We start from the raw sequence: 23,522 nt of genomic DNA on the forward strand, positions 1-23,522 counted from the left end.
TGAAAATGATAAATCCGCGCCATAATATTTGTGAAATAAAGCCACCAGTGGGAAGTGAAATATCGGCAAAAAGCTGGTTGACAGAAGCGCCACTGCGAATGCTTATGAATAATCTTCACCCCGATGTTGCAGAAAATCCCCATGAATTGGTGGTTTATGGCGGTATTGGACGTGCAGCCCGCACATGGGAGGATTTCTACCGTATTATTGATACATTGCGCTTGTTGGAAGAGGACGAAACTTTGCTAGTGCAATCGGGTAAGCCTGTCGGTGTCTTCCGCACACATAAAGATGCTCCTCGGGTATTGATTGCTAATTCTAACCTTGTCCCACATTGGGCAAACTGGGACCATTTCAATGAACTTGATAAAAAAGGCCTAATGATGTACGGACAGATGACTGCAGGTTCGTGGATTTATATCGGTTCACAAGGTATAGTGCAGGGCACTTATGAAACCTTTGTTGAAGCTGGCCGCCAACATTACAATGGCGACTTGAAAGGAAAGTGGATTCTGACTGCAGGACTTGGCGGTATGGGTGGTGCACAACCACTTGCGGCCGTTATGGCAGGAGCATCATGTCTTGCTGTTGAATGTAATCCTGAGAGCATCGACTTCCGGTTACGTACGCGTTACCTTGATGAAAAGGCAGAAACCCTTGACGAGGCTTTGTCCATGATAGCAGACTGGACTTCAAAAGGTATCGCAAAATCTGTCGGGTTACTTGGAAACGCTGCCGAAATTTTTACAGAAATGGTGCACCGTGGTGTGCGTCCGAATATGGTAACAGATCAAACATCTGCCCATGATCCGATCAATGGTTATTTGCCAATCGGCTGGACAATGGAGCAATGGAAAGAAAAACGTGTATCTCATCCTGCAGAGGTTGAAAAAGCGGCGCGTGCGTCAATGAAAGTGCACGTACAAGCTATTTTAGATTTCTATCATGATGGCATTCCAACATTTGACTATGGGAACAATATCAGACAGATGGCCAAGGATGAAGGTTTGGAAAATGCGTTTGATTTTCCGGGCTTTGTACCTGCATATATTCGGCCGCTTTTCTGTCGAGGCATTGGGCCTTTCCGTTGGGCTGCACTGTCAGGCGATCCGGAAGATATCTACAAGACTGATCAAAAGGTTAAGGAATTGATACCGAATGATAAGCACCTGCATAACTGGCTTGATATGGCACGCGAACGCATAGCATTTCAAGGGTTGCCTGCTCGTATATGCTGGGTTGGCCTTGGTGATCGCCACCGCCTTGGTTTGGCATTCAACGAGATGGTCAAGAATGGTGAATTATCTGCTCCAATCGTTATTGGGCGTGACCATCTGGATTCAGGATCTGTCGCTTCACCAAACCGTGAAACCGAAGCCATGAAAGATGGTTCCGATGCAGTTTCGGATTGGCCATTATTAAATGCGCTGTTGAATACCTCATCTGGTGCAACATGGGTTTCATTTCATCATGGTGGTGGTGTTGGCATGGGCTTCAGCCAGCATTCTGGTATGGTCATCTGTTGTGATGGCAGCGACGATGCCGCAAAAAGAATTGAGCGCGTCTTGTGGAACGATCCGGCAACTGGTGTCATGCGTCATGCTGATGCCGGATATGAAATAGCGATTGAATGTGCAAAAGAACACAATTTACGGCTTCCCGGCATTTTGGGAAACTGATCGTATAAAACAGCAGTAAGGCAAGCCTAAAGTATGGGAGTATTGTACGGCTTGTCTTAAACTTCGCACTTTTTTCCTTAAGAGATAATACAAAATATGGGAGGAATAGGAATGGGTCGTCGTGGGTTAAAAAAAGGTTTGAATAAGAGGCACATCTTTTTTATTGCGCTTGGATCGACTATTGGTACAGGTCTTTTTTATGGCTCGGCAAGTGCAATCAAATTGGCCGGACCTATCGTGCTTCTGGCATATTGCATTTCTGGCGTTATGGCCTTCATGGTTATGCGCGCTCTGGGAGAAATGGCCATACGTAATCCACTTCCTGGTTCATTTTGCCGCTATGCTTCAGCTTACATTACTCCTCTCGCTGGTTTTTTGGCAGGTTGGACATACATTTTTGAAATGGCATTAGTTTGTGTTGCCGATATTACTGCTTTTGCCACCTATATGGCTTTTTGGTATCCTGGCGTGTCTCCTTGGATATGGACATTGAGTATCACGCTGATCATTACGGCCTTAAACTTAACTGCTGTAAAGATTTTCGGTGAAATGGAGTTTTGCCTGTCTATGATAAAAATATCAGCAATCATTGCAATGATTGTGGGCGGTATTATTATTATCGTTTTTGGCTTTGGCAGCTACGCAGATCAACCCGTAGGCATTCATAATCTTTGGAGCCATAGTGGTTGGATGCCCAATGGCTGGTTTGGTTTCATCGCATCATTTAGTGTGGTGGTTTTTGCTTTCGGTGGGGTAGCAATCATTGGTCTCACAGTTGTCGAGGCCGAAGATGCAGATAAGAATATTCCCAAAGCAATCAATGCAATACCGTTCCGCATCCTACTGTTTTATATTATGACGTTGGCTATCCTTATGTCGCTTTATCCATGGAATCAGATTGGCATACAAGGAAGCCCTTTTGTTACAATCTTTGAAAGTATTGGCATCAAATATGCTGCCAATATCCTTAATATTGTTGTCATAACGGCAGCAGTTTCAGCAATTAACAGTAATCTTTTTGGTGCTGGACGAATGATGCATGGTCTAGCGGAAGAAGGCCATGCCTTGAAATACCTTACCCATGTTTCAGAAAATGGCATACCCGTTCCGGCAGTTTTAATCATGTTTCTAGTGTTGGTAACTGGTGTCGTACTCAATTACTTCTATCATGATAAATTATTTTTTCTGATCGCTGCCATGGCAACTTTTGCGACGGTTTTTGTTTGGCTTTTTATCCTGCTTTCGCAATTTTTTATGCGGTTGAAAATGTCGGTGAGTGAGGTTGCGGATTTGAAATATCCTGTACCGTTTTGGCCCATAGGTTCCATTGTTGCCATCCTTTTTATGGTTTTCATCATTGTTCTTTTAGGGGTATTTGAAACAACAAGGGCGGCACTTGTTGTTGGTGCAATATGGGTCATATGGTTGACCCTATGTTACTATACCATTCAATATCTGGACAAAGATGGTCGATGGGTTGTCAAAAAGAATAATGGTTTTGGCTGTGATTAATGCGGATAAAAAAATTCTAATTATACTGAAGTTGAGGGTCCCAGATGCAATGGTTGAAAGCTAGTCAATATAAAGTCATGCCTTGGAAAAATGGCGGTGGGAGCACACGTGAAGTAGCACTTTCGCTGAATGATCATGGTGAAATGGATTGGCGCATTAGCATTGCGACTATTAGTCAATCCGGTCCCTTTTCCAGTTTCGAAGGTATTGATCGGACGATAGCGCTATTAGATGGAGATCAGGTTACTCTGAATGTTGCAAACCAAGATACTATCGTTCTCGATCGTAGCAGCCAGCCTTTTTCGTTTGCTGGTGAGGCTTCTGTGGACGCGATACTGAATGGTCGCGAAACGACCGATTTGAATATTATGACGCGCAGAAAAACTTGGAAACATGAGATGGTGCGGATGGACACCGATGAAGAAAATTTGCTGCTAAATGATGCTGCATATCTATTAGTTGTTTTCAATGCTGAGTATGAAGTAGAATTTGAAAGCAGAATAATAAATGTTTCGCGCTTTGATACGGTGATGCTGGAATACCCCGGTACAGTAAATTTGCGCTGTATAACAGGGAAAGGTACGTTCTTTGTTATTAAGCTTTATTATAATCAAAAGTGCTAATTAAAGAATTTAATCTTTATATTTGATAAGAGGTGGCTTTAAGGGGATGCGCAGCTTAAATTTATCAAATGCAAAAAGAAAAATAGTCAGTCTTTTATCGGATATTACTACAATAGGAATTAAGAGATTGGAATGACAAAAAAGCGAATAATTATGAAGAGGGCTTTTCTCTCATCTTTAACTTAACAATCGCTATTATGTGATAGATTTTCTTCATCAAAAACACAAGGATTACCATATGGTGATTATTTTTTCCTAAAGGATGTTTTTTGTCTTTATGGTTCATACGCTGCCATATCCAAGAATAGCGAGAATCGTCTTTTAACTTGATATTTAGAACCTGCATGACAGTTTGATGGCCAGTGTTGGTAACTTTTATCAACGGGCTTATAGTATGGACAAATGAACATACAATTTTAACCGGTGTCATTATCAAAATTATTGCTGTCCTCATGGCTTTTACCATTGCTCTATGGGTAGCTCGTTTTACCATGGCTGAAACACATCTTTGGTTTCTTCAATTGATCTCTTCTTTGTATAAAGTATGAAAACAATTTTTTCTGAAACGTTAAAATCGATTCATCTTATTATACCAGCTAACTGCTTACGTCGGTGGAAAAGGAATATTGGGCAAAACCCTTGTCAAAATTATTGAAGAGATTTCGCACAACATTTATGCTAAACCTTTTATCGGTACGGATGGGGCTTTTTTTAGGAGGAAATTGATATCAGCTGCGGAAGTCATTAATAATCGTGTGGGTGATGTAGTGAATTTTCCGAGTGTTGCAACGCTATTATCAGCTCTTTATGGATTTGCTGAAGTTCAAGATCAGCAGCCGTCAGGAGTTTCAAGGTCTCTTACGACAAGATCAAAAGGATTTAACTGATTTAGAGTGTGCTCTTCGATTTTTGTATTTGCAACTGTCAAGTTTTAGCGGCAAGGTGTTAAAGCGCGGGGGTGGCGGATTTCGCTTTATCCGTAGCATGTGGTTTAATACTTTTAAAATTGAAGCGTTTTTAAAGGCTCTTTACCGCCGTTTAGCAGGGGTTACCATTGAACATTTAAACTGGTCAGACTTTATGCTTCGCTATGATAAGTCAAACATTTTGTTTTACTTTGATCTGCCTTATTGGTGTGTTGAGGACTATTGCGGGAAATACTTGTTTCAGCAGTAAGATTATCAGGCGATGGCCAAGCTTCTTGCGCAATTAAAAGGTAAGCTCTTTCTTTAAATGACGTGCCAGAGATTTGCAAAAACTTTATCGATTTTCTATAAAAGAGGTTACTACATCTTATTCCTGTGGCATTTTAAATCATACTATTGCCAAAGAATTGATCATCACAAATTGCGATTTTTGACAGAAGAAAGAATACTCATTTAAAAGGTCTTTAAATGACCTTTGAAGATTCTTTGAGACCCCCTTAAAAACCCTGTGAAAAAAAATGAATTTATGCAAAAGGAGGTGGTAAGCTACATATAATAAGCCGAAAAAAAACTAGTTTGTAAATGCAAAATTTACATGGAGCGGGCGATGGGATTCGAACCCACGACCCCAACCTTGGCAAGGTTGTGCTCTACCCCTGAGCTACACCCGCTCACCGATTCGAAACATATTTTGCTTCAGATGTTGCCTGTATGGCGTAGGCTTTTGAGAATTGCAACAAAAAAATAACATTTCAGTTTGATTTATTTTTCTTACATCTCAAAAATAGAAATAAGTACCGAATTTGAAAGGTTTTTCAGAAATAAATTATTTCCTTTTTAATTGTTGTAAAACAAAGATCGTAATAGAATTTCGAAAAGAGTATTCGTATTGTAGATTACGATTACAGCTTTTTTTATCATGAATAGTTGTAAGAAAATGGCTGATTATTTTAAATACATTAAATTTATGCTTATACAAATTATAGAATATTGTGGATGCTTTTCGCAAAGAGATGGTGGTTGTATTTGTATAAAAAGGCTATCAAGATAGTAAAATTTTCAAAATCACTTTATTTATCAGTGTGAGATAATATATCTAAAAAAATGCAAACTGCACATAAGTTGTTGGCGATAAACTTAAATGTTATTGTAACAATTACTACCTATTCAGTACAAACAGTACTTGCGGTAACAAAGAAACTTTTATTGTTTCTGTTACAATTTTTGATCCTACTGAAACTAAAATAGTGTTTTCATTTACCAAGATTGCTGGTGATGTCATGGAGGTTGTTTATCATATAAATGTTGTAAAAATTTTAAAGTATTTATAAAAATTAAGCAAATTTGAAAAAAGTTGTTACTTGTATAATGCTTATTAGGTTAATTCTGTTTAAAAACTTAAGATATTAAAAGATGAAGCAGATAAAGCTGAGATTAAAGTCATTTCTTCATTGGTATTTAAATTTTCTGATGTTTAAGAAACAACACAGGCTTTAATTGATATTAACCAAGATTAATCAAAGCATTTTTACAGCTCTTCATGGTTCTTATCATCGTTTGTATTCAGCTTTAAATTTAGGAATGGTTCGTTTTGTAAAATGGTTAACTAAAAAACTGTTGAAGATAAGAGATTAACAACTATCATGGTGACGTATTTATACGTAAAGCTTTTAATTACAGAGATCGTACATTGATATCACACGTTGGAAAAGTGATTTTTGATATGTATCAAGAAAAGCTGAATGGTGTGAGTGTAAATGATTTGATTGATATGTTTTTTAACGTTTACAGGGAAGCTTTTTATGATGGTTAACTTTTAGTGGATTAATATTTTGGCTCAGAAAAAAGCGCATGAAGTTGATCATTTTTTAACGCGTTTTTCGCGTTCCTTTCCTGTTGTTCTCATTTATGGGTCAGACCGCGGTCTTGTTTGTGAACGTGCACAACGTTTTGCTAAGCTTACACAAGTAGCGATAGAGGATCCGTTTTCAACCATTCGTTTGGATGCAGCTGAGATCGATAAAGATCCTGCCCGTTTGGGAAATGAAGCGCGTACTTTGTCGCTTTTTGGGGGTGATCGTTTGATATGGATCTCTAATGGAGCTAACCAAAAGGGCTTCCTTAGGGCCTTGAAGCTTTTAATTGAGGAACCACTAGATGCGTGTTTTATTCTCATTGAGGCAGGAGATTTGAAAAAAGGAACAGGGCTGCGCAATATTATTGAAACGACTTCAAAAGCAATGGCTCTTCCTTGTTTTGCAGATGATGCTCATTCTCTTGACTGTCTGATTGATGAGGTTTTAGGCTATTTTAAGAAGACCCTTTCTTTAGATGCGCGCAAGTGGTTACACGAAAGCTTTGGAGGGGATCGTCTTGTATCACGGAGTGAATTAGAAAAGCTTTGTCTTTACGTTTCGGATACTCATATTACTATAGAAGATGTGAAAGCTGTTGTAAGTAATGTAAGTGCTGTTTCTCTAGATGAAGTAATTGATGCTGTTTTATTGGGTGATGTACAAAGTTTTGAGGCTTGTTTTAGCAGATACACAGCACTTCATGGTACGCTTTTTTTTATTTTGAGTACGGCACAAAGGCATTTTCAACAATTGCAGCTTTTGCGTTATCAATTTGAAATTGAAGGAAAGTCTCCTTCTACAGTGATTTCTCAAGCACGGCCACCGATTTTTTTTCAACGGAAAAGAACAGTTGAGAAAGCTTTAAAGTATTGGAAGTTGGAACACATATCCTACGCAATGGAAAAAATTCAGAGTGCTGTTTTAGAAAGTCGTAAAAATCCGCTTTTAGAGGAAGCTATCATTCGCCAATCCTTGTTAGGACTTACAATTTTTTTACGGCGCCAAATGGCTAATTAAGATATTCAGCTGTATTTGTGAAAGCTTATTTGAAGAGCTGGAGAATTTCATGAAATAAATTTTTCTCTCATGAGGTTTATTTATTTTTTTTAGAATAGATATGATGACCTTTAAAAGGCAGTGGTGATATAATTTGTATCTATCACTTTTTGTAATTTTTTATGACCACAAGGAGGCTTATAGGGAGAGAGCTTTTTATATCTTTGATAAAAAATGCATACCACTTTTATTACTAAATTTGTCTAATAAGAAGAATGTTAAAGGTGTTATTGCTCTAAAATCTTCTTTGTTTATAGCGAATTTACCTCATATTTATTTTATTTATGGCTCTTGAGGGGGGAAGAAGAAATGTTTTGGGAATACAGTATCTTTTTTCATAGTTTGTTTAGTGGAGTTTTCAACATTTGAAAAATTTGTGTTAATGATTGCTGTCGGAGAGTATTGTACATTATAATCCAAGCATTTTGGAGAGGAGTCGTATAAGCTTACATTTTAAGGGAATTTATTTCAAATAAAACCATAATGGTTTATACAGAACTGTTATTATTATTTCCAAACTCTTAAAAGAAAGCATTTGTACTTTATATTGTGATGTTTTCTAGCAGTGAATTGATCAGTTTTAGGACTTGATTTCACTTTTTCTATTACTAATTTCGGTGCATTTTTCAGGTAAAAATGACCTGTTAGTGGTTTATACAGGTGATTATTAGATGAGGTGTAGCTTTATCATTTATTTATAGGTTGTAGTTTTTAAATGTTTAATACATAACTCTTGAATAAACAGACATAAAAATTGGGGCCTTGTTATTGTTTCTCAAGAGTTTTTAAAGGTGAAAGATGCTCCATATTAGGTTTAAAAAAATAACACTCATTGGGATCGGTCTTATCGGCTCTTCTTTAGCAAGAGTGATTAAAAAGAAAAATCTCGCAGATCAAATTTCTATTGCAACACGTCGACAAGAAACCTTGAAAAGGGCGCGCGAATTAGAACTTGGAGATTTTTATACAACGGATAATGCAGAAGCTGTTGAAGGAGCGGATTTAGTTATTGTTTCTGTTCCTGTTGGAGCAAGTGCGGAGGTAGCAAAGACTATTCGTGACCATTTAAAGCTGGGGGCAATTGTGAGTGATGTTGGCTCTACAAAAGCATTGGTTATTGAAGAAATGGCGCCTTTACTGCCCAAAACAGTCCATTTTATTCCTGGGCATCCGGTTGCAGGAACAGAATATTCAGGACCAGATGCTGGTTTTGCTGATTTGTTTCTGAATCGCTGGTGTATTTTAACACCTTTTGCTGAAAGTAATGCTATGGCTATAGCCCAATTGACAGCGTTTTGGGAAGCTTGTGGCGCGCGTGTCGAAAAGATGGATCCTAAGCATCATGATCTTGTTTTGGCTGTTGTTTCACATTTGCCCCATTTGATTGCTTACAATACTGTTGGAATGGCTAGTGATTTAGAAAAGGTAACAGATTCGGAAGTAATTGCTTATTCCGCTTCAGGTTTTCGTGATTTTACCCGTTTGGCATCTTCTGATCCTGTTATGTGGCGAGATATTTGTTTGCATAATAAAGACGCTATTTTAGAAATGTTGAGCCGCTTTACTGAAGGGCTAGCTTCTTTAAAACAAGCGATTTGTGTGGGAGATGGTGAAACACTATTTAACTTTTTTACACGTACACGTGCGGTGCGCCGCAACATTATTGCTGCGGGACAGGAAATTGATGCTCCTGATTTTGGGCGCAATATTGCTAAAGAGGATGTGTAAAAAAATTTTTGTCAAATTGCGCTGGCTTTTTTAGAAATTTGTAAGAGATTTTTCTTTCTTGATTGATATAAAGAAGGCAGATAATTTCTCGGATGTAGATGACTATTGCTCAAAAACTTTTATGGGTACAAGATTATCTATGAATTTATATATTATATGATGTCTCAAAAAGGTTGTTTGTCCTGTCAGAGAGGTAAATTTTGTGCACAAGCTGTTTCTGGATAATCTCGTGAGCTGCATTATGCTTCATTGCTCTCTAGTTGTGGTGGGTATAATTTAAAACAAAAAATCATTTAATGTATATTTAAGTGTATAATGAAATTACAATTTATCTTGTGTAAGTTTTGTGGGTGAATGTATCTGTTTGATAAACAATATTGACGGTTTGTAGGTAGTGCCCTTTATCGTTTTTAGTTCTAATGCAGAGCTAAACTTGACTATGCTGGTTATTACCCTTTATATTAAAGAATGTTTGTTGTTAGAGATTTGGTGATTTTTTCTAAAGCTTGGGTAGATTAAGGAAGCGTGTTACCAGAAAGTATTAAGACTTGTTAAGAAATATCTTTTGGTATAGCTACCGTATTTTTGTTGATGCAGTAAGCCATTATTGGCGTGATAATGGGAGTGCTTTTGCTAGCCATGTCGCGCTGTCTGGGCTTTTAGCATTTTTTCCTTTTTTTATTTTTGGAACATCTCTTTCTGGTTTTATAGGCGCTTTCACGTATACACCACAAAAAATTAAAGCACTTGTGCAGTTGTTGCCAGATTTCATTGCAGAGCCTTTATCTAAAGAAATTATAAATGTTTTAACCGTTCAGCGGGGGGATGTATTGACGATTTCCGTCATTGGAGCAGCCTATTTTGCTTCTAATGGGATAGAAGCTTTGCGCATGGCCTTAAATAAAGCTTATCGTGTTATTGATCAACGCAGTTTATTGTTTTGCCGTTTTCAAAGTTTATTTTTTGTTATAATTGGAGCCATTGGTCTAGTGGCAATCAGCTTTTTATTAATTCTGACGCCTTTACTAGTCAAAATTGCACAAAATCATTCTTGTTTTATTACTGAATATATTTGTATCATTCGTTTATGGCGCTACATAATTGTGGCAGGTGTTTTATTTGTAAGTCTTGTGATTGTTCATAAATGGTTACCAGCAGAGCGACGTAAATTTATCGATATTTTACCAGGAATTGTGGTGACAATATCGGTATGGTTTCTGGCTTCAATTGCTTTTGCTCAATATTTAAAAATGTTTGGTTATATTTCTACTTATGCAGGGTTAGCATCTGTTATGGTGACCATAATTTTTCTTTACATATTAAGTGCCATTTTTATTTTAGGAGGGGAAATAAATGCGGCAATAATATTTTATCGCAATCATTTACGATATTCTAGATGAATGAAAGAGTATGTTATTGTTTGAAAATAAAGAGACACATACACAAATAAAATATGCCATAACTTTGTTAATTGATGCGGATGCTTGTCCTGTAAAAGCTGAAATTTATCGCGTTATGAGTCGTTATAAGCTCAAGACATTTATCGTAGCAAATCGTTTTTTCTCCCTTCCAGATGAAGAACTCATTGAAAGGGTTGTTGTTACTGGTGGACTCGGTTGTGTCGATGATTGGATCGTCGAACATGTGCATGAAGCTAGTATTGTTATCACTAGTGATATCCCTTTAGCATCACGAGTTGTACAGGCGGGTGGGGTTTGCCTTTCGCCAACGGGGCGTATTTTTGATGTAAGCTCGATTGGTCCAGCTTTGGCGATGCGCAATTTGATGGAAGATTTGCGAAGACAGGGCAAGATAACAGGTGGCCCTCGTCCTTTTTGTCGCAAAGATCGTTTTTCTTTTTTGTTAGCATTGGATTTGGCTGTACGGCGTTTAAAAAGACGTGGTTATTAAGCTATTGTGTTTCTTTTATAAAAGCTTTTATAAGCGTTTTTGCATCGTCATTAGCCCATGGAGCTTCACCATTAAAGGAAGCAATGAGGTGAGCATTTTTATCAATTAGAAGTGTGACGGGAAGTCCTAAAGCGAGCCCTTGTTTTCTGAGGTTATTAAAAATATTCGTTGTTTTATCACGGTAGTAAAATGAGTTATCCGCATGAACATTCTGTAAAAACTGTTGAATTTTTTCAGAAGAAGAAGTTGTATCGGTATTAATAGCTATTACATCGAAATTTTCTCCACCCATTTCACGTTTTAATTTTACCAATTCGGGCATTTCTGTTCGGCATGGCAGGCACCAGGTACCCCATAAATTGATTAACATCGGTTTGCCGGTAAATTCAGCGAGTGTATAGTTTTTTCCTTGAATATCTTGAAAAGAAAGTTTGCTCATATCATATTGCGTATCAGCGAAGCGTATTTTTGTAAAAAAGCCTTTTGCTGCTTTTCGGATTGCAATTATTTTTTCCTTTTGTATTTTGTTTGTATTTGTTTCGTGTGCTGTTTCTTCTGAGACAAAACTGGAAAAGAGGGATTCTTTTTTATTATAATAGTTTATTATTACGTATAAGCTTAAAGCAATAGAGAGCGTAATGAAGAACTGTACTTTCTTTTTCATAATAGTTTTATAAATCATAATTTTTATCCTTCTAATGGGGCTTGTGGGGTATGGTGGGTAAGAAATTTAAAAACAAAATGGGATATCGTTGGTTTATAGCAAGATTTTTTGTAATTATGGAGAAAATTAAAACTTCAGTTAATTATGACTAGAAACTTTATTGGTAAGGTATTAAAAATCCATTTTCTCATAAAAAGATATTAGTGCAAATGAAAACCATTATACAATAGAATTACGAAAAGGTTATTAATTGTTTAAGCTTATTCGTGAAAAAATTGAAGATGGTACATTGATTTTTTCACGAAGGTTTGAAGATATCCATATGAATATTGGAATATGGCTGAGCAAATTAATTGTGTCTTGTAAATTTTGAGAGTGTTTTCATATTTTCTTTATAGGTGTGTGAAGCTTTCGTAGAGAATAGCGCAAGCTAAAAGGACTGAGAGAGAAAATTGCTTGTTCGAGAAGAACAATGTGTCGATATTTTTATGTTAGCTTTATGCATTTATAATAGATACAACCTGTAATATGTGGTTACTCGGTCACTATATGATGAATTATATTGAAATGTTTGCGCGGAATTTACTGCGGATCCATAATTGTGGTTAAGTGGAGAAATAAACCGCTGTTAGGGGTCGAGCTGTCTCGTTTACAGAAGAACAATGTGATTTAAATGAATGGTTGTTGGTTGGGCATTAAATGGAGATGACCAATATCAACATAACATTTTTTAATATTTTAACGGTTGAAAAGTCTTTTAAAAGCCGTAAAAGCTTTTGTAGCACGGCGCTTTCAGAAGTATTTTATAAATTTATATATTGAAAAAACGTCTTGGAATTATCTCAATGATTTTATCGTAAATCTAAAAGAATGAGAAGCATCGATAGGAGAGAAAAGGACGTATGGAAATCATTTTAAAGAATTTAACAATTGTCCTTTTTGGGTGTGTTGTTATCGTTGGATGTGGGCGTAAAGGATTATTAGAGATGCCTTTTCAAAGTGTAGAAAAATCTGCACAAAGATCACCTATTTCCAAAAGTGAAGAAAATAAACCTTTTATTCTTGATCGTTTGATACAGTAGGAATGAAATATGCATTTTTTCCCTTATCATCAAGGCACACTTCATGCTGAAGGCCTTTCGCTTTCTGCTCTCGCGCAGGATGTTGGGACACCTTTTTATTGTTATTCAGCTAATGCATTAGTTACACGTTTTAAAGACTACAAAAATGCATTTCAAGAAATGCCCAGCCTAATTGCTTATGCGGTCAAAGCTAATTCTAATCAAGCAGTTTTACGATTACTAGCAGCAAATGGATCGGGAGCCGATGTTGTTTCAGAAGGTGAATTGCGACGCGTGCTTGCTGCTGGTATTCCTGCACATCGTATTGTTTATTCTGGTGTTGGTAAAACAGTGAGAGAAATAGATTTTGCACTTTCTAAAGATATTTATTGTTTTAATGTTGAATCAGAGGCGGAGCTTGAACAATTGTCGCAACGTGCTGTTGCGCTTTCAAAAATAGCACGTGTTTCATTACGCATTAATCCAGATGTTGATGCAAAGACTCACAAGAAAATTACAACAGGAAAATCTGAGAATAAATTTGGTATTCCATTGTCGTTTGCAAGCGAGGCTTATAGAAAAGCTGTTTGTTTACCTGGATTGAAAGTTTGTGGTATCGATATGCATATTGGCAGTCAAATTTGTGATTTAAAACCGTTTGAGGAAGCATTCCTTATCATTGCAGATTTTGTGCGTCAGTTATGGAGCGATGGTTATAAGATAACACATATAGATATTGGCGGTGGGCTCGGTATTGCATATGATAATGAAAAACAGGATATACCTTCTATTTATGATTATGCAGCACTTGTGAAGAAGCATATTGCACCTTTAGGGATCAATATTATCGTAGAACCAGGGCGTAGCATTGTTGGAGAAGCTGGTGTGTTGGTGACATCTGTTCTCTATTTTAAAAAAGGAAAAGGGCGGAATTTCGTGATTGTTGATGCAGCGATGAATGATTTTATACGCCCAACACTTTATGATGCTTGGCAGAATGTGGTGCTTGTGAAACAAGCAGAAGCAGATGTATCACTTGTTCGTGCAGATATTGTTGGTTCAGTTTGTGAAACAGGTGATTATTTAGCATTTAATCGCTGCGTGCCAATTTTAGCATCAGGTGATCTCTTGGCGATTACAGGGGCAGGTGCTTACGGTGCAGTGATGGCGAGTACTTATAATAGTCGGCTTCTAGTACCGGAAGTTCTTGTTCATGAGACGCGTTATGCTGTCATTCGTCCGCGTCTTGATTATACGCAATTGATAGGATGCGATCATATTCCAGATTGGATTGAGCATTGTTAGGTGTTTTTGGTCTTATTTTTACTAAACTTTGGTGAAACAATTTTATTTTCTGGAAATTGTCTTGTATGGGTTTTATGATCTTAACTTATTGCTGTAAAAGAGGGCAAGTATTTGTCTATGAAAAATGAAAACATCAAGAGTTTTGCAATAATAAAACTTTTGTATGTGCGCATTTTGATGTGGTTTATCCTCTTTTTTGAGCGGATATGGGTCCGGTTGTTACCATTTTTTCTAATTCTCAGTCTCTTTTGTTCGCTTAGTTGGTTTGGTGTTTTTGGCATTCTCGGTTATTGGCAGCATTTATTCTTACTTGGGATTATGCTTTTTGGTGCTTTGGGGAGCTTATTTTTTCTCGTTAATTTTCGATTTCCCACAATTAAAGCTGTTGATCAGCGCCTTGAACGAGAAAATAATCTTAAAAATCATCCTTTAAGCGTCCAAGCAGATCGTTTATGTCCCGAAAATGATGAAGATTTCAGTGCGATTATTTGGCATGAACATCAACGTCGCATGGCAGAACAATTACACAATTTAAAAACTGGGTTTGCTTATCCTAATAGTGCGGCTTTTGATCCTTTAGCTCTGAGGGCTTTATGTATTCTCCTTTGTGTGTGTGCTTTTAGCTTTTCTTTTGGCTCTTTGGGGGGACGTTTGGCAGATGGATTTGACTTACGTCCTATAGTCGATGAAGCGTCAATGCGAGTTGATGCTTGGGTAATCCCACCTGTTTATACCGGTGTTGCGCCCATTTATCTAACAAAAGGTGAGAAAACACAGCTGGAAATTCCTGAAGGGAGTGACGTGGTTGTGCGTGTTGTCAATGGTGCCGGCATTAAAGTACATGCAATATCTGAAGGAGATGCGCATAAAGTTTTATTTTCAAAGAAAAGCGAAAAAATAGCTTTGAATGATCCAATTGTTCAGTTTGAAGCACAGTTGGAACATTCAATAAATTTATTTGTATCGTCACGCCATAAGCAGTACCAGTGGCATTTGCAAGTGGTTAAAGATCAGGTACCAACAATTCATTGGATAGAAAAGCCAGGGAGGATTTTGGCTGGTTCATTAGAACTTCAGTATGAGTTAAGTGATGATTATGGAGTGACAAAGGCTTTTGTTGAAATAGAGCCCTTTTTAAAAACACCAAAAGCTACTCCCGCTCTTTATAAAGCACCTGAAATAAAACTTCTGCTACCGCGTGGTGGAAAGGGCAAAATGCGAGTGGTACAAGATGTGTCAGCTCATCCATGGGCTGGTTCGGAAGTCAAAATTACTTTACTGGCAGAAGATGGTGCAGGGCAGCAAGGTCGTAGTAAAACTTTTGTCATAACGCTACCACAGCGTGTTTTTTCGAATCCTGTCGCACGGGCAGTGGGCGAATTACGTCGTTTACTAGCTCTTGATGCTTCTGCGCAAGAGCGTGTGCTCGATATGCTTTCTGCTTTGCTTGTCCGTCCAGAAGAGGGGCTTCAAAATATTACACATTTTCTTGTTTTACAAAGTGCGTGGACAAGGCTCTTTATGGCAGAAACAAAGGATGATTTGTGCGGTGTGGTTGATTATTTATGGCAGATTGCTTTGGGTATTGAGGGCAATCAACCTGAATCCATGCAGAAAAATTTAAAACAAGCACAAGCTGCGTTACGTGATGCACTGCGTTACGGTGCTCCAGCTGCAGAAATTGAACGACTTATGGCAGATTTACGCCAAGCTATGAATGATTATATTCAAGCTTTGGCTGAAAAAGCACAAGACAGTAAAAATTTTAATCGTCCCAACGTTTCAGAGGATTCATTACAAAAAAAGTTGAATTTAATTGAAGAAATGGCCAAGACGGGCTCTTCTTTAGCAGCTGAACAACTATTGGCTGAAGTCGAACAGACTCTTGATCATTTGCAAATTCAAAAAGGCAATCAAGATGGAGAGCAGAGCCAGGGACAATCTGCACAAATGAAGGAAAAAATGGATCAGTTGGGAGATTTTATGCGTCGTCAGCAGGAAATTCTCAATGAAACACATCAATTAGAAATGAAACAGAAACGTGGAGAAAGGATACCAGAAAAGAAAAGAAAATCTTTAAAAAAACGTCAAGCTGAATTACAGTCGGAATTATCAATATTAGAAAAAGAATTATCAATGCAGGGTTTTGAACCGAGTAACGCATTCAAAGAAGCAAAAGAAAAAATGAATTCTGCCGGGGATGCTCTTGGTCATGGAGATAGTAAAGTATCTATTGAAAATCAATCAGATGCTTTGGAAGCCTTGAGGCAAGGCGCACAAAATGTTTTAAAAAAGATGCGTGAAATACTTAAAGAATCTGGAGACAATCAAAATGCTTCTTCTATTCTTGAGGATCCATTAGGGCGTCCACTTTCTTCAAAAACAGATCAGAAAGTACAAGAAGGCGTAGCTATACCACAAGAAAGTGATCAAATGCGTGCGCGGCATATTTTGGAAGAAATTCGCAAACGTCTTGGTAAGGAGAATATTTCAGAAGAAGAAAAAAATTATCTTGAGAAGCTCCTCCATTTTAATTAATCACTTTGCTTTCTTTTAGCTAATGTCAAAAAGAATGTGTTGAAAGCCTTCGCAGGGTTTAAAGCTAGAAAAGCGTGATCTAACAACTTATAATGAAGCGATTATAAAAATATTCTATATGGTTTTTTTATCATTTTTGTTTAAAATATGAAGTATTAAAGTTTTTTCCATTGTGAAGAAAAGACAAAGGTCCATATAAGTATGGTATATAAAAACCTGTGATGTTTGAAGTTTTTTTCTACACGGTATGTTGAGTTGGATATAGTCACACTGAAAGATTTTTATGTTTCTTCACTTGGATTGCGTGTGCAGGAGACATTGTGTGACCAATTAAATTTATGGTGGCCTAATCTCGCTGATAAAAGAGTGATGGGGCTTGGGTATGCTCCTCCTTATCTTTCTGCTTTGTGTACGCGTGCGCAACAATGTTTTGCTTTTATGCCCGCTGCTCAAGGTGCTTCGCCGTGGCCTTGTGCTAAAAAAGTTGCTACAGCACTTGTTTTTGAAGAAGATTTGCCGCTTCCTGATGCTTCGGTTGATTGTGTTTTATTGATACATGCACTTGAATACACAGAAAATGCGTATGAAACGCTGAATGAAATATGGAGAGTTTTAGTTCCAAATGGTAGCTTGATTGTTATTGTTCCTAATCGCCCTGGCTTTTGGGCACGCAATAGTTGTACACCTTTTGGTTACGGTGAACCTTATAGCCGACAACAGATTGCTCGTTTGTTTGAAAAAACAAATTTTATTTCTGGGTCAATGCAGGAAATTGTACATTATATGCCTTCTTCAGGTTATGTCTCGCGGTTATTCTCGTTTTTTTATGAACCGTTGGCACGTTATCTTTTGCCTTATTTTGGTGGACTCTTAATGTGTCAGGCGCAGAAACGTGTTTATCAAGGCTTGCTTGTCCAGCGTCGTCAATCTCGGCGTATTTTTATTCCTGCGTTATCACCACAAGCTTGTGAGAGTTCTTTTTCATCTCGGATGCACGTTATTTCAGAAAAAAATTAAAAATCGTTTTTGAGTCAGTCAATGTTGGAGAGCCTGTAAAGGCTTAAATGGTAGCTATTTTGATCGGTAATGAGAATTCATGAATTTTAGAAGTTTTTTTGATGATTTTTCTGTAAACAACACTAGATATCGGATCTTTAAGGCTGAGTGACTATATTTTCATTGTTGCCCAAATTTTTTAAGCAATGTTTTGCGGTTTATGATTTAGTCGTTGGTGTAGTATTATGGTACTTAAGAATTTCTGTTTTTTTCTGTCAGGTGTGTTATTATTGATCAATAAAGAGTTTTTATCCAATTTGTGTGTCTTCCTTATAGTGGCCATTCTAAAAAGATGTATCGTGAAGAAAAAAATGGTAAGAGAGAGTGCTATATTTATGCATTTAATGCGTAACGCGGAAAATTATACGCAAACAGAAGGATGTATTGCATTTGTTCACTGTGATATGAAGCATTTTTATCCCCGCCATTAGCTTGAGGATAAAAATTACCATTTTAAGATGGAAGAATTTCTATATTAAGGTTGCCCATCAAACAAACTTCTCTCCATTCATCTTCTGTTACAGGTTGTACTGATAAGCGGCTGGCATTTACAAGCACCATATTTTCTAGTTTTGGGTTTGCTTTAATTTGTTTTAATGAAACAGGCGTTGGCATATCGTAGAGTGCACGGATATCCACACATTCCCAGCGTGGATCAGAAGTTGTAGAATCATGATGTGCTTCAGCACATACTTCTACAATTCCTACGATTTCTAATCCTTTGTTTGAGTGATAAAAAAAACCTTTATCGCCATATTTCATGGAACGCATATTGTTACGAGCTTGATAATTGCGTACACCATCCCATTGTTCTCCGTCGGAACCTTTTTGTTTTTGCATATCCCATGACCATTTATGGGGTTCAGATTTAAAAAGCCAATAAGCCATGTGAGCTCCTTTTTATGAGTTGTAATGTATTTAACGAGTTATGCGCATTTTTTGTAAGCGTGTGTATAACATTATTCAGTACGATTTTTAAAATTAGATAAAGAGCGTGCATTATAGTTTTGTTTCTTCTTTTTTAGAAGAAATTGAACTGGGATAGAAAGATGAGCTATATTTTTACATGATGCGTGAAAACGTTTTACCTTTATTTCTTTTTTATTATGAAAGTATACACGTAGAGCAAAGAATATTCGTAAAGTAAAACTTTAAGTATAAGAAATTTACTCATTTTTACTTTATTATGGAAAGGTTAGTTAATATTATTACGTTGAATTAAATAAAATAGAGAAAATTTTATTTAAAATATTACTATGATAATAGTGATAAGTGAAATGTTAAAGGATGATGTTTATATTGTGCTTTGTGAATAATATAAGCGCCATTTTGATTTTCCTACACTTTTGTTCCACGGCGCCCCATACCGATTAAGGGGGTGGATTTTTCGTCCAATGGCCAGCGTGAGCGAGGGGCAATGTCAAGAGAGCTGGTTTCTCCCCGAGCGAGCTTTTGTGCTCCGGCAAAAGCAATCATTGCAGCGTTATCTGTACACAAAGAAAGAGGAGGAGCGATAAATTCAAAACCATGTTGATGTGCGAGTTCTTGCAACGTATTTCGAATAGCTTTGTTGGCAGCAACTCCACCCGAGACAACTAAAGCAGGAGGCTTACATCCTTGATAACAAGAGAAGGGATACTGGTGGATAAAATGTTGCAAAGCTAAGCCAACGCGATCATGTAGTGTATCGGTAACTGCTGCTTGAAAACTTGCAGCAATATCACAAATATCGCTTTCTGTAAGGGGAGCTATGGCAGTTGCTGCTTGTCGAACGGCAGTTTTTAGTCCGGAAAAAGAAAAATCTAACCGTTTTTCACCTTTTAAAGGGCGCGGAAGAGGGATACGGTTTTTATTACCCAATAAAGCCGCTTTTTCAAGTGCTGGGCCGCCAGGATAAGGAAGCCCTAAGAGTTTTGCTGTTTTATCAAAAGCTTCTCCCAATGCATCATCAATGGTGGTTCCTAAACGCTGGTAGTTGCCTAGCCCATGAACAAGAATTGTTTGCGTATGTCCACCTGAAACCAAAAGCAATAAATAAGGAAACTTGACATTATGGGTTAGTACAGCTGTTAAAGCGTGACCTTCCAGATGATTTACGGCAATAAAAGGTTTTCCAGTGGCAAGAGAGAGTGCTTTTGCGCTCATAACGCCTACTAACAGCCCTCCTATCAAACCAGGGCCACTGGTAGCTGCGATGCCGTCAATATCTTTTAGCTTTGTGTTTGCTTCTGTAAGTGCTTTGGAAATCAAACCATCAAGAATTTCAACATGAGCACGAGCAGCAATTTCAGGAACAACACCACCGTAGGGTGCATGCTGATCAATTTGGCTCCAAACAATATTGGAAAGAATGCAACTTTTTTCTTCATTTTTGTATTCAACAACAGCAGCAGCAGTTTCATCGCAGCTTGTTTCTATTCCCAACAGGCGCATTTCAAACAAGACCTTTATATTGAAGATTCTTTGTCTATGTGAGTATCACAGACGAGTAAAGATACAAAGAATTTCTCTAGGAGTTGATTTTTCTATGAAAAGGTGCATTCTAGCACTTTATTTGAATATAATGGATATATTAATTAACGATTTTTCTGTGTTTTTTAGTATAAAGTGCTTATGTGTTTTCAAAATCATTTTTATTAAAGTAAATAAGTATAACTGTTTTTTATAAAGATAAAATATTGAAAATTTTGTGAAATTATACTCTTTAGTAAAAATAGCGTAAAATAAAATATTATGTTTTATAATAGCTTTAATTTTAAAACTTTTTTTATTTTATTATTTTATCTTTAAAAAAAATTTGCGCAAAAAGTGACTAAAATGGCAGATTCTTTAAAACCAAAAGTTAAACCACATTATACGAAGGGTCGTCGTAAAAAAACGGTGATTGAACATGAAGTGGTGAAGCATGATTCAGAGAAGATGACCCAAAACTTTGTAGCAGCAGAGAGAATGGAGAAGAAAAATATGCAAAGTAAACATACGTCAGGTTTTACTTTGTTTTTCTTGCTCATTATTTCAGGAATTTTAGGTGCTCTTATTACTCTAGGTCTTTTTATAGGGCTTCAGTGGGCGGGTTTTCTTTCTTCTTCTTTGGTAGATACTCATATTGGAGGAGAAAAAGCTTTGCAGATTGCTGAAACAGCAAAAAGTCAAGGAGAAGAAATAAGAGAGCAACTGGGACATGTGCTTAAAGAAATTGATGTGATGAAAACAAAATTTTCTACTTTTTCATCACAACAAGCTAAAACAGCTCAAGATGATGAAGCATCGAAAGAAAAAAACAGTGAAGCTTTTGCAGCTTTAGAAGAAAAAGTAAGAGATCTTGAAGAAGCTTTGCAAGCTTTGGTTGGAGTATCAAAAGAGATAGAAACAGCTTTGTCCGTCGAGAAAAGCAATGCAAATGATCTTGCTGTATTAAAGAAACAGCTAGAGATTATGCAGGAAGAATTTTCTGCTAAGCATGTTGATAAGAAGGAAATAAACGTTGCACTCTTTACCGCAATTAGTTCTTTGAAAAATGCTATAGAGCGTGGCGGATCTTATAGCAATGAATTAAAGCTGTTACAGCAATTAGCACCTTCGATTGATGGACTGGATTTATTGCAAAAGACAGCGACTGTGGGTCTTCCAAGTTTGGCGCAACTTTCAGCTGATTTTTCTCGTATTGCAGATGCAATCGTTGGTACGCAAAATATTGTAACGGCAGATGCTGGTTTTTTTGAACGGGCTTTAAGAAGAATAAAAGGTCTTATTGTTTTACGACCTATCGGAAATGTTGAAGGTATGACGTTAGAAGCAATTGCGGCGCGAATGGAAGTTGCTATTCAGGCAGGTGATTACGAAAAGGCTTTGAGTGAATGGCAAACATTGCCCCAAAGTGCAAAAAATGTTTCGATGAATTTTGCTCATCAACTTGAAACACACATTGCTGTTTATCGGTTCCTCCAGCAGTTGCTAGTGTCGGTGCAACAAGGTTCTTTTAAGGAAACAAAGATGTAAATAGGCTCAAGATGATACGTGTTTTTATTTATATTTTTGTTGTATGTGTGCTCGGTTTAGCTTTCGGGTGGGTTGCTAATAATAATGGTGTTTTTGTCTTAACATTTTTGCATTTTAGGTTTTCAGCCTCATTACTCACAGTGTTAAGCGCGCTTATTTTATTTTTCGCAACGCTGGTGCTTTTATGGTGGTTTTTGTCTGTAATTTTTTCTTTATCTAGCGCTCTTTCCAATTATTTTTATAAACGTCATAAAAAGCGCGCTTATGAAGCTCTTTCACAGGGAATTCTTGCTGTTTTTGCGGGCGATAGCATTTTGGCTCAACAAATGGAGGCTCGAGTTGTAAAGTATTTTTCAGGACAACATGAGCCGTTGGTAAAACTTTTACAAGCACAAATATTTTCTTTGCAAAATAATTCTGCCCGCGCCATCAGTCTTTATGAAGAGATGAGAAAAGAAACATCGACAAAATTGGCAGGGCTTTACGGTTTGTTTCGTGAAGCTATTAAGAGCGAAGCTTATGAAGTAGCACAGCAATATGCAGAAGAAGCGCAAGCTTTATCACCAGCACTTTTTTGGGCTCATCAAGCTGTGCTTGATGAGTTCAGTAGGAACGGACAGTGGGACAAAGCACTTGCTGTTTTTGAACGTGCGCAAAAAGCTTTACCACGAGATGTCCGCTCAACGAAAAAGCGTCAACATATACAGGCTTTGCTGTTAAGTGGACAAGCCCGTCATTTATTTGAGACACATCCTGCGGCAGCACGCGCAACCATTTTGAAAGCACACAAGTTGGTACCTGATTTTGTTCCGATAACAACTATTGCTGCTGATATCCTTTATAAATTAAACGAAGTGCGTAAAGCTGATAAAATGATTATTACAGCTTGGAAAAAAGAACCTCATCCTGATTTAGGGATGCTTTACCTCGAAAAAGAAGAGGGAGCTGTTGGGCGATTGAGAGAAGCTAAGACACTTGCTTCTTGTAACAAAGATACATTTGAATCGGCTTTTCTTGTTGCTAAAGCTGCTTTGGATGCTGGCGAAATAGCCCTAGCAAGGTCACAGGCCCAAAAAGCACTTCAATATCATCCGCGGGAAAGTGTTTATTTATTGTTGGCAGATATTGAAGAGGTACAGGGAAATAATCATGGTGCAGTGCGTCAATGGCTTTCTTTGGCACTTCGTGCTGAACGCGATCCGGTATGGATGTGTGATGGTGCTATTTTTTCTTCCTGGTCTGCAGTTTCTCCAATAAGTGGACGTTTAGACCGCTTTGAATGGAAAGCGCCTCCCAGCCATCCTCCTCTCACACTAGAGGTTGATGATATTGATGTGCAAAAAAAACAAGATCAAGATAAAGAAGATATCGTGGGAAAAAGTTCTAGTATTGAAGATAAGGTGTTTAAAGAATCATTTCTTGTAGAGAATTCTCTTTTACATAATGCGCAAGTGGAAAAACAGGATGCTGAACTATTAAGTCAAATTCGCTTAAATGTTGACGATCCAGGGGTAAAAACAGAAGAAGAGAGAGCATATTTGTCCAAGAAAAAATTTCGTCTGTTTTAAAAAAAGAGAATTATAGTGAATATTGTTCGCCAAAATTATT

The 23,522-nt window shown here is 37.4% G+C and carries 18 protein-coding genes and 1 tRNA gene; 15 read left to right on the forward strand and 4 right to left on the reverse strand.

Features of this window, described 5'->3' with window-relative positions:
• Positions 1-5 precede the first annotated feature (5 nt).
• The 5 genes from hutU to WCP76_RS00935 all read left to right on the forward strand — a co-directional run bounded on the left by hutU (position 6) and on the right by WCP76_RS00935 (position 4,990).
• Entirely contained in the window at positions 6-1,679 is a 1,674-nt protein-coding gene (hutU, locus tag WCP76_RS00915; protein ID WP_336294006.1) for a urocanate hydratase, read from the forward strand.
• Between the two features lie 111 nt (positions 1,680-1,790).
• Positions 1,791-3,191, forward strand: a complete 1,401-nt coding sequence (locus tag WCP76_RS00920; protein WP_336293810.1) for an amino acid permease — start codon at positions 1,791-1,793, stop codon at positions 3,189-3,191.
• Positions 3,192-3,235: 44 nt separating this feature from the next.
• Positions 3,236-3,814, forward strand: a complete 579-nt coding sequence (locus tag WCP76_RS00925) for a HutD/Ves family protein (protein WP_336293811.1) — start codon at positions 3,236-3,238, stop codon at positions 3,812-3,814.
• Between the two features lie 362 nt (positions 3,815-4,176).
• Positions 4,177-4,362: a hypothetical protein gene (locus tag WCP76_RS00930; RefSeq protein WP_336293812.1), complete on the forward strand. Its 186-nt coding sequence runs from the start codon at positions 4,177-4,179 to the stop codon at positions 4,360-4,362.
• 232 nt (positions 4,363-4,594) lie between these two features.
• Complete coding sequence (locus tag WCP76_RS00935) at positions 4,595-4,990, forward strand: DNA adenine methylase (protein WP_336293813.1); 396 nt, start codon at positions 4,595-4,597, stop codon at positions 4,988-4,990.
• Positions 4,991-5,336: 346 nt separating this feature from the next.
• Here WCP76_RS00935 and WCP76_RS00940 read toward each other — a convergent pair.
• Positions 5,337-5,411 (reverse strand) — tRNA-Gly (locus tag WCP76_RS00940).
• A 1,161-nt stretch (positions 5,412-6,572) separates the two neighbouring features.
• Between WCP76_RS00940 and holA the strand changes: the two genes are divergently transcribed.
• From holA to WCP76_RS00960, 4 genes are all read left to right on the forward strand, one after another.
• Positions 6,573-7,613, forward strand: coding sequence for a DNA polymerase III subunit delta (holA, locus tag WCP76_RS00945; RefSeq protein WP_336293814.1), 1,041 nt, complete (start codon positions 6,573-6,575; stop codon positions 7,611-7,613).
• Between the two features lie 837 nt (positions 7,614-8,450).
• On the forward strand, positions 8,451-9,380 hold the full coding sequence (locus WCP76_RS00950) for a prephenate/arogenate dehydrogenase family protein (protein WP_336293815.1): 930 nt from the start codon (positions 8,451-8,453) through the stop codon (positions 9,378-9,380).
• A 548-nt stretch (positions 9,381-9,928) separates the two neighbouring features.
• Positions 9,929-10,780 (forward strand): YihY/virulence factor BrkB family protein, encoded by an 852-nt coding sequence (locus WCP76_RS00955; RefSeq protein ID WP_336293816.1) that lies wholly within the window; start codon positions 9,929-9,931, stop codon positions 10,778-10,780.
• Positions 10,781-10,790: 10 nt separating this feature from the next.
• Complete coding sequence (locus tag WCP76_RS00960) at positions 10,791-11,291, forward strand: YaiI/YqxD family protein (protein WP_336293817.1); 501 nt, start codon at positions 10,791-10,793, stop codon at positions 11,289-11,291.
• A 1-nt stretch (position 11,292) separates the two neighbouring features.
• Here the strand turns inward: WCP76_RS00960 and WCP76_RS00965 are convergent, their stop codons facing one another.
• Positions 11,293-11,973, reverse strand: coding sequence for a TlpA disulfide reductase family protein (locus WCP76_RS00965; RefSeq protein WP_336293818.1), 681 nt, complete (start codon positions 11,971-11,973; stop codon positions 11,293-11,295).
• A gap of 884 nt (positions 11,974-12,857) precedes the next feature.
• On the opposite strand from WCP76_RS00965, the gene WCP76_RS00970 reads away from it, so the two are divergent.
• The 4 genes from WCP76_RS00970 (at position 12,858) to WCP76_RS00985 (ending at position 17,876) form a co-directional block, all read left to right on the forward strand.
• Positions 12,858-13,037, forward strand: coding sequence for a lipoprotein (locus WCP76_RS00970; protein ID WP_336293819.1), 180 nt, complete (start codon positions 12,858-12,860; stop codon positions 13,035-13,037).
• Positions 13,038-13,046: 9 nt separating this feature from the next.
• Entirely contained in the window at positions 13,047-14,321 is a 1,275-nt protein-coding gene (gene lysA / locus WCP76_RS00975; RefSeq protein WP_336293820.1) for a diaminopimelate decarboxylase, read from the forward strand.
• 117 nt (positions 14,322-14,438) lie between these two features.
• Complete coding sequence (locus WCP76_RS00980) at positions 14,439-16,859, forward strand: TIGR02302 family protein (RefSeq protein WP_336293821.1); 2,421 nt, start codon at positions 14,439-14,441, stop codon at positions 16,857-16,859.
• A gap of 225 nt (positions 16,860-17,084) precedes the next feature.
• The gene (locus tag WCP76_RS00985) at positions 17,085-17,876 is read left to right on the forward strand and encodes a class I SAM-dependent methyltransferase (RefSeq protein ID WP_336293822.1); all 792 of its coding nucleotides are present in this window, start codon (positions 17,085-17,087) and stop codon (positions 17,874-17,876) included.
• 492 nt (positions 17,877-18,368) lie between these two features.
• Here WCP76_RS00985 and WCP76_RS00990 read toward each other — a convergent pair whose 3' ends face one another.
• A complete protein-coding gene (locus WCP76_RS00990) occupies positions 18,369-18,803 on the reverse strand; it encodes an EVE domain-containing protein (protein ID WP_336293823.1) in 435 nt (144 codons plus the stop codon).
• 450 nt (positions 18,804-19,253) lie between these two features.
• Complete coding sequence (gene tsaD, locus WCP76_RS00995) at positions 19,254-20,348, reverse strand: tRNA (adenosine(37)-N6)-threonylcarbamoyltransferase complex transferase subunit TsaD (protein ID WP_336293824.1); 1,095 nt, start codon at positions 20,346-20,348, stop codon at positions 19,254-19,256.
• A 384-nt stretch (positions 20,349-20,732) separates the two neighbouring features.
• Between tsaD and WCP76_RS01000 the strand changes: the two genes are divergently transcribed.
• Positions 20,733-21,914, forward strand: a complete 1,182-nt coding sequence (locus WCP76_RS01000) for a COG4223 family protein (RefSeq protein WP_336293825.1) — start codon at positions 20,733-20,735, stop codon at positions 21,912-21,914.
• Positions 21,915-21,925: 11 nt separating this feature from the next.
• Positions 21,926-23,482: a heme biosynthesis protein HemY gene (locus WCP76_RS01005; protein WP_336293826.1), complete on the forward strand. Its 1,557-nt coding sequence runs from the start codon at positions 21,926-21,928 to the stop codon at positions 23,480-23,482.
• Positions 23,483-23,522: the final 40 nt, after the last annotated feature.

Origin of the sequence: Bartonella vaga, from assembly GCF_037070895.1 — a bacterium.
Lineage (GTDB): Bacteria > Pseudomonadota > Alphaproteobacteria > Rhizobiales > Rhizobiaceae > Bartonella.

Excerpts from the sequence above, each read along its gene's own strand:
- hutU (WP_336294006.1), top strand. The coding sequence starts at position 6 with ATGATAAATCCGCGCCATAATATTTGTGAAATAAAGCCACCAGTGGGA.
- WCP76_RS00920 (WP_336293810.1), top strand. The coding sequence starts at position 1,791 with ATGGGTCGTCGTGGGTTAAAAAAAGGTTTGAATAAGAGGCACATCTTT.
- WCP76_RS00925 (WP_336293811.1), top strand. The coding sequence starts at position 3,236 with ATGCAATGGTTGAAAGCTAGTCAATATAAAGTCATGCCTTGGAAAAAT.
- WCP76_RS00950 (WP_336293815.1), top strand. The coding sequence starts at position 8,451 with ATGCTCCATATTAGGTTTAAAAAAATAACACTCATTGGGATCGGTCTT.
- WCP76_RS00960 (WP_336293817.1), top strand. The coding sequence starts at position 10,791 with ATGTTATTGTTTGAAAATAAAGAGACACATACACAAATAAAATATGCC.
- WCP76_RS00965 (WP_336293818.1), bottom strand. The coding sequence starts at position 11,973 with ATGATTTATAAAACTATTATGAAAAAGAAAGTACAGTTCTTCATTACG.
- WCP76_RS00970 (WP_336293819.1), top strand. The coding sequence starts at position 12,858 with ATGGAAATCATTTTAAAGAATTTAACAATTGTCCTTTTTGGGTGTGTT.
- lysA (WP_336293820.1), top strand. The coding sequence starts at position 13,047 with ATGCATTTTTTCCCTTATCATCAAGGCACACTTCATGCTGAAGGCCTT.
- WCP76_RS00980 (WP_336293821.1), top strand. The coding sequence starts at position 14,439 with ATGAAAAATGAAAACATCAAGAGTTTTGCAATAATAAAACTTTTGTAT.
- WCP76_RS00990 (WP_336293823.1), bottom strand. The coding sequence starts at position 18,803 with ATGGCTTATTGGCTTTTTAAATCTGAACCCCATAAATGGTCATGGGAT.
- tsaD (WP_336293824.1), bottom strand. The coding sequence starts at position 20,348 with ATGCGCCTGTTGGGAATAGAAACAAGCTGCGATGAAACTGCTGCTGCT.
- WCP76_RS01000 (WP_336293825.1), top strand. The coding sequence starts at position 20,733 with ATGGCAGATTCTTTAAAACCAAAAGTTAAACCACATTATACGAAGGGT.
- WCP76_RS01005 (WP_336293826.1), top strand. The coding sequence starts at position 21,926 with ATGATACGTGTTTTTATTTATATTTTTGTTGTATGTGTGCTCGGTTTA.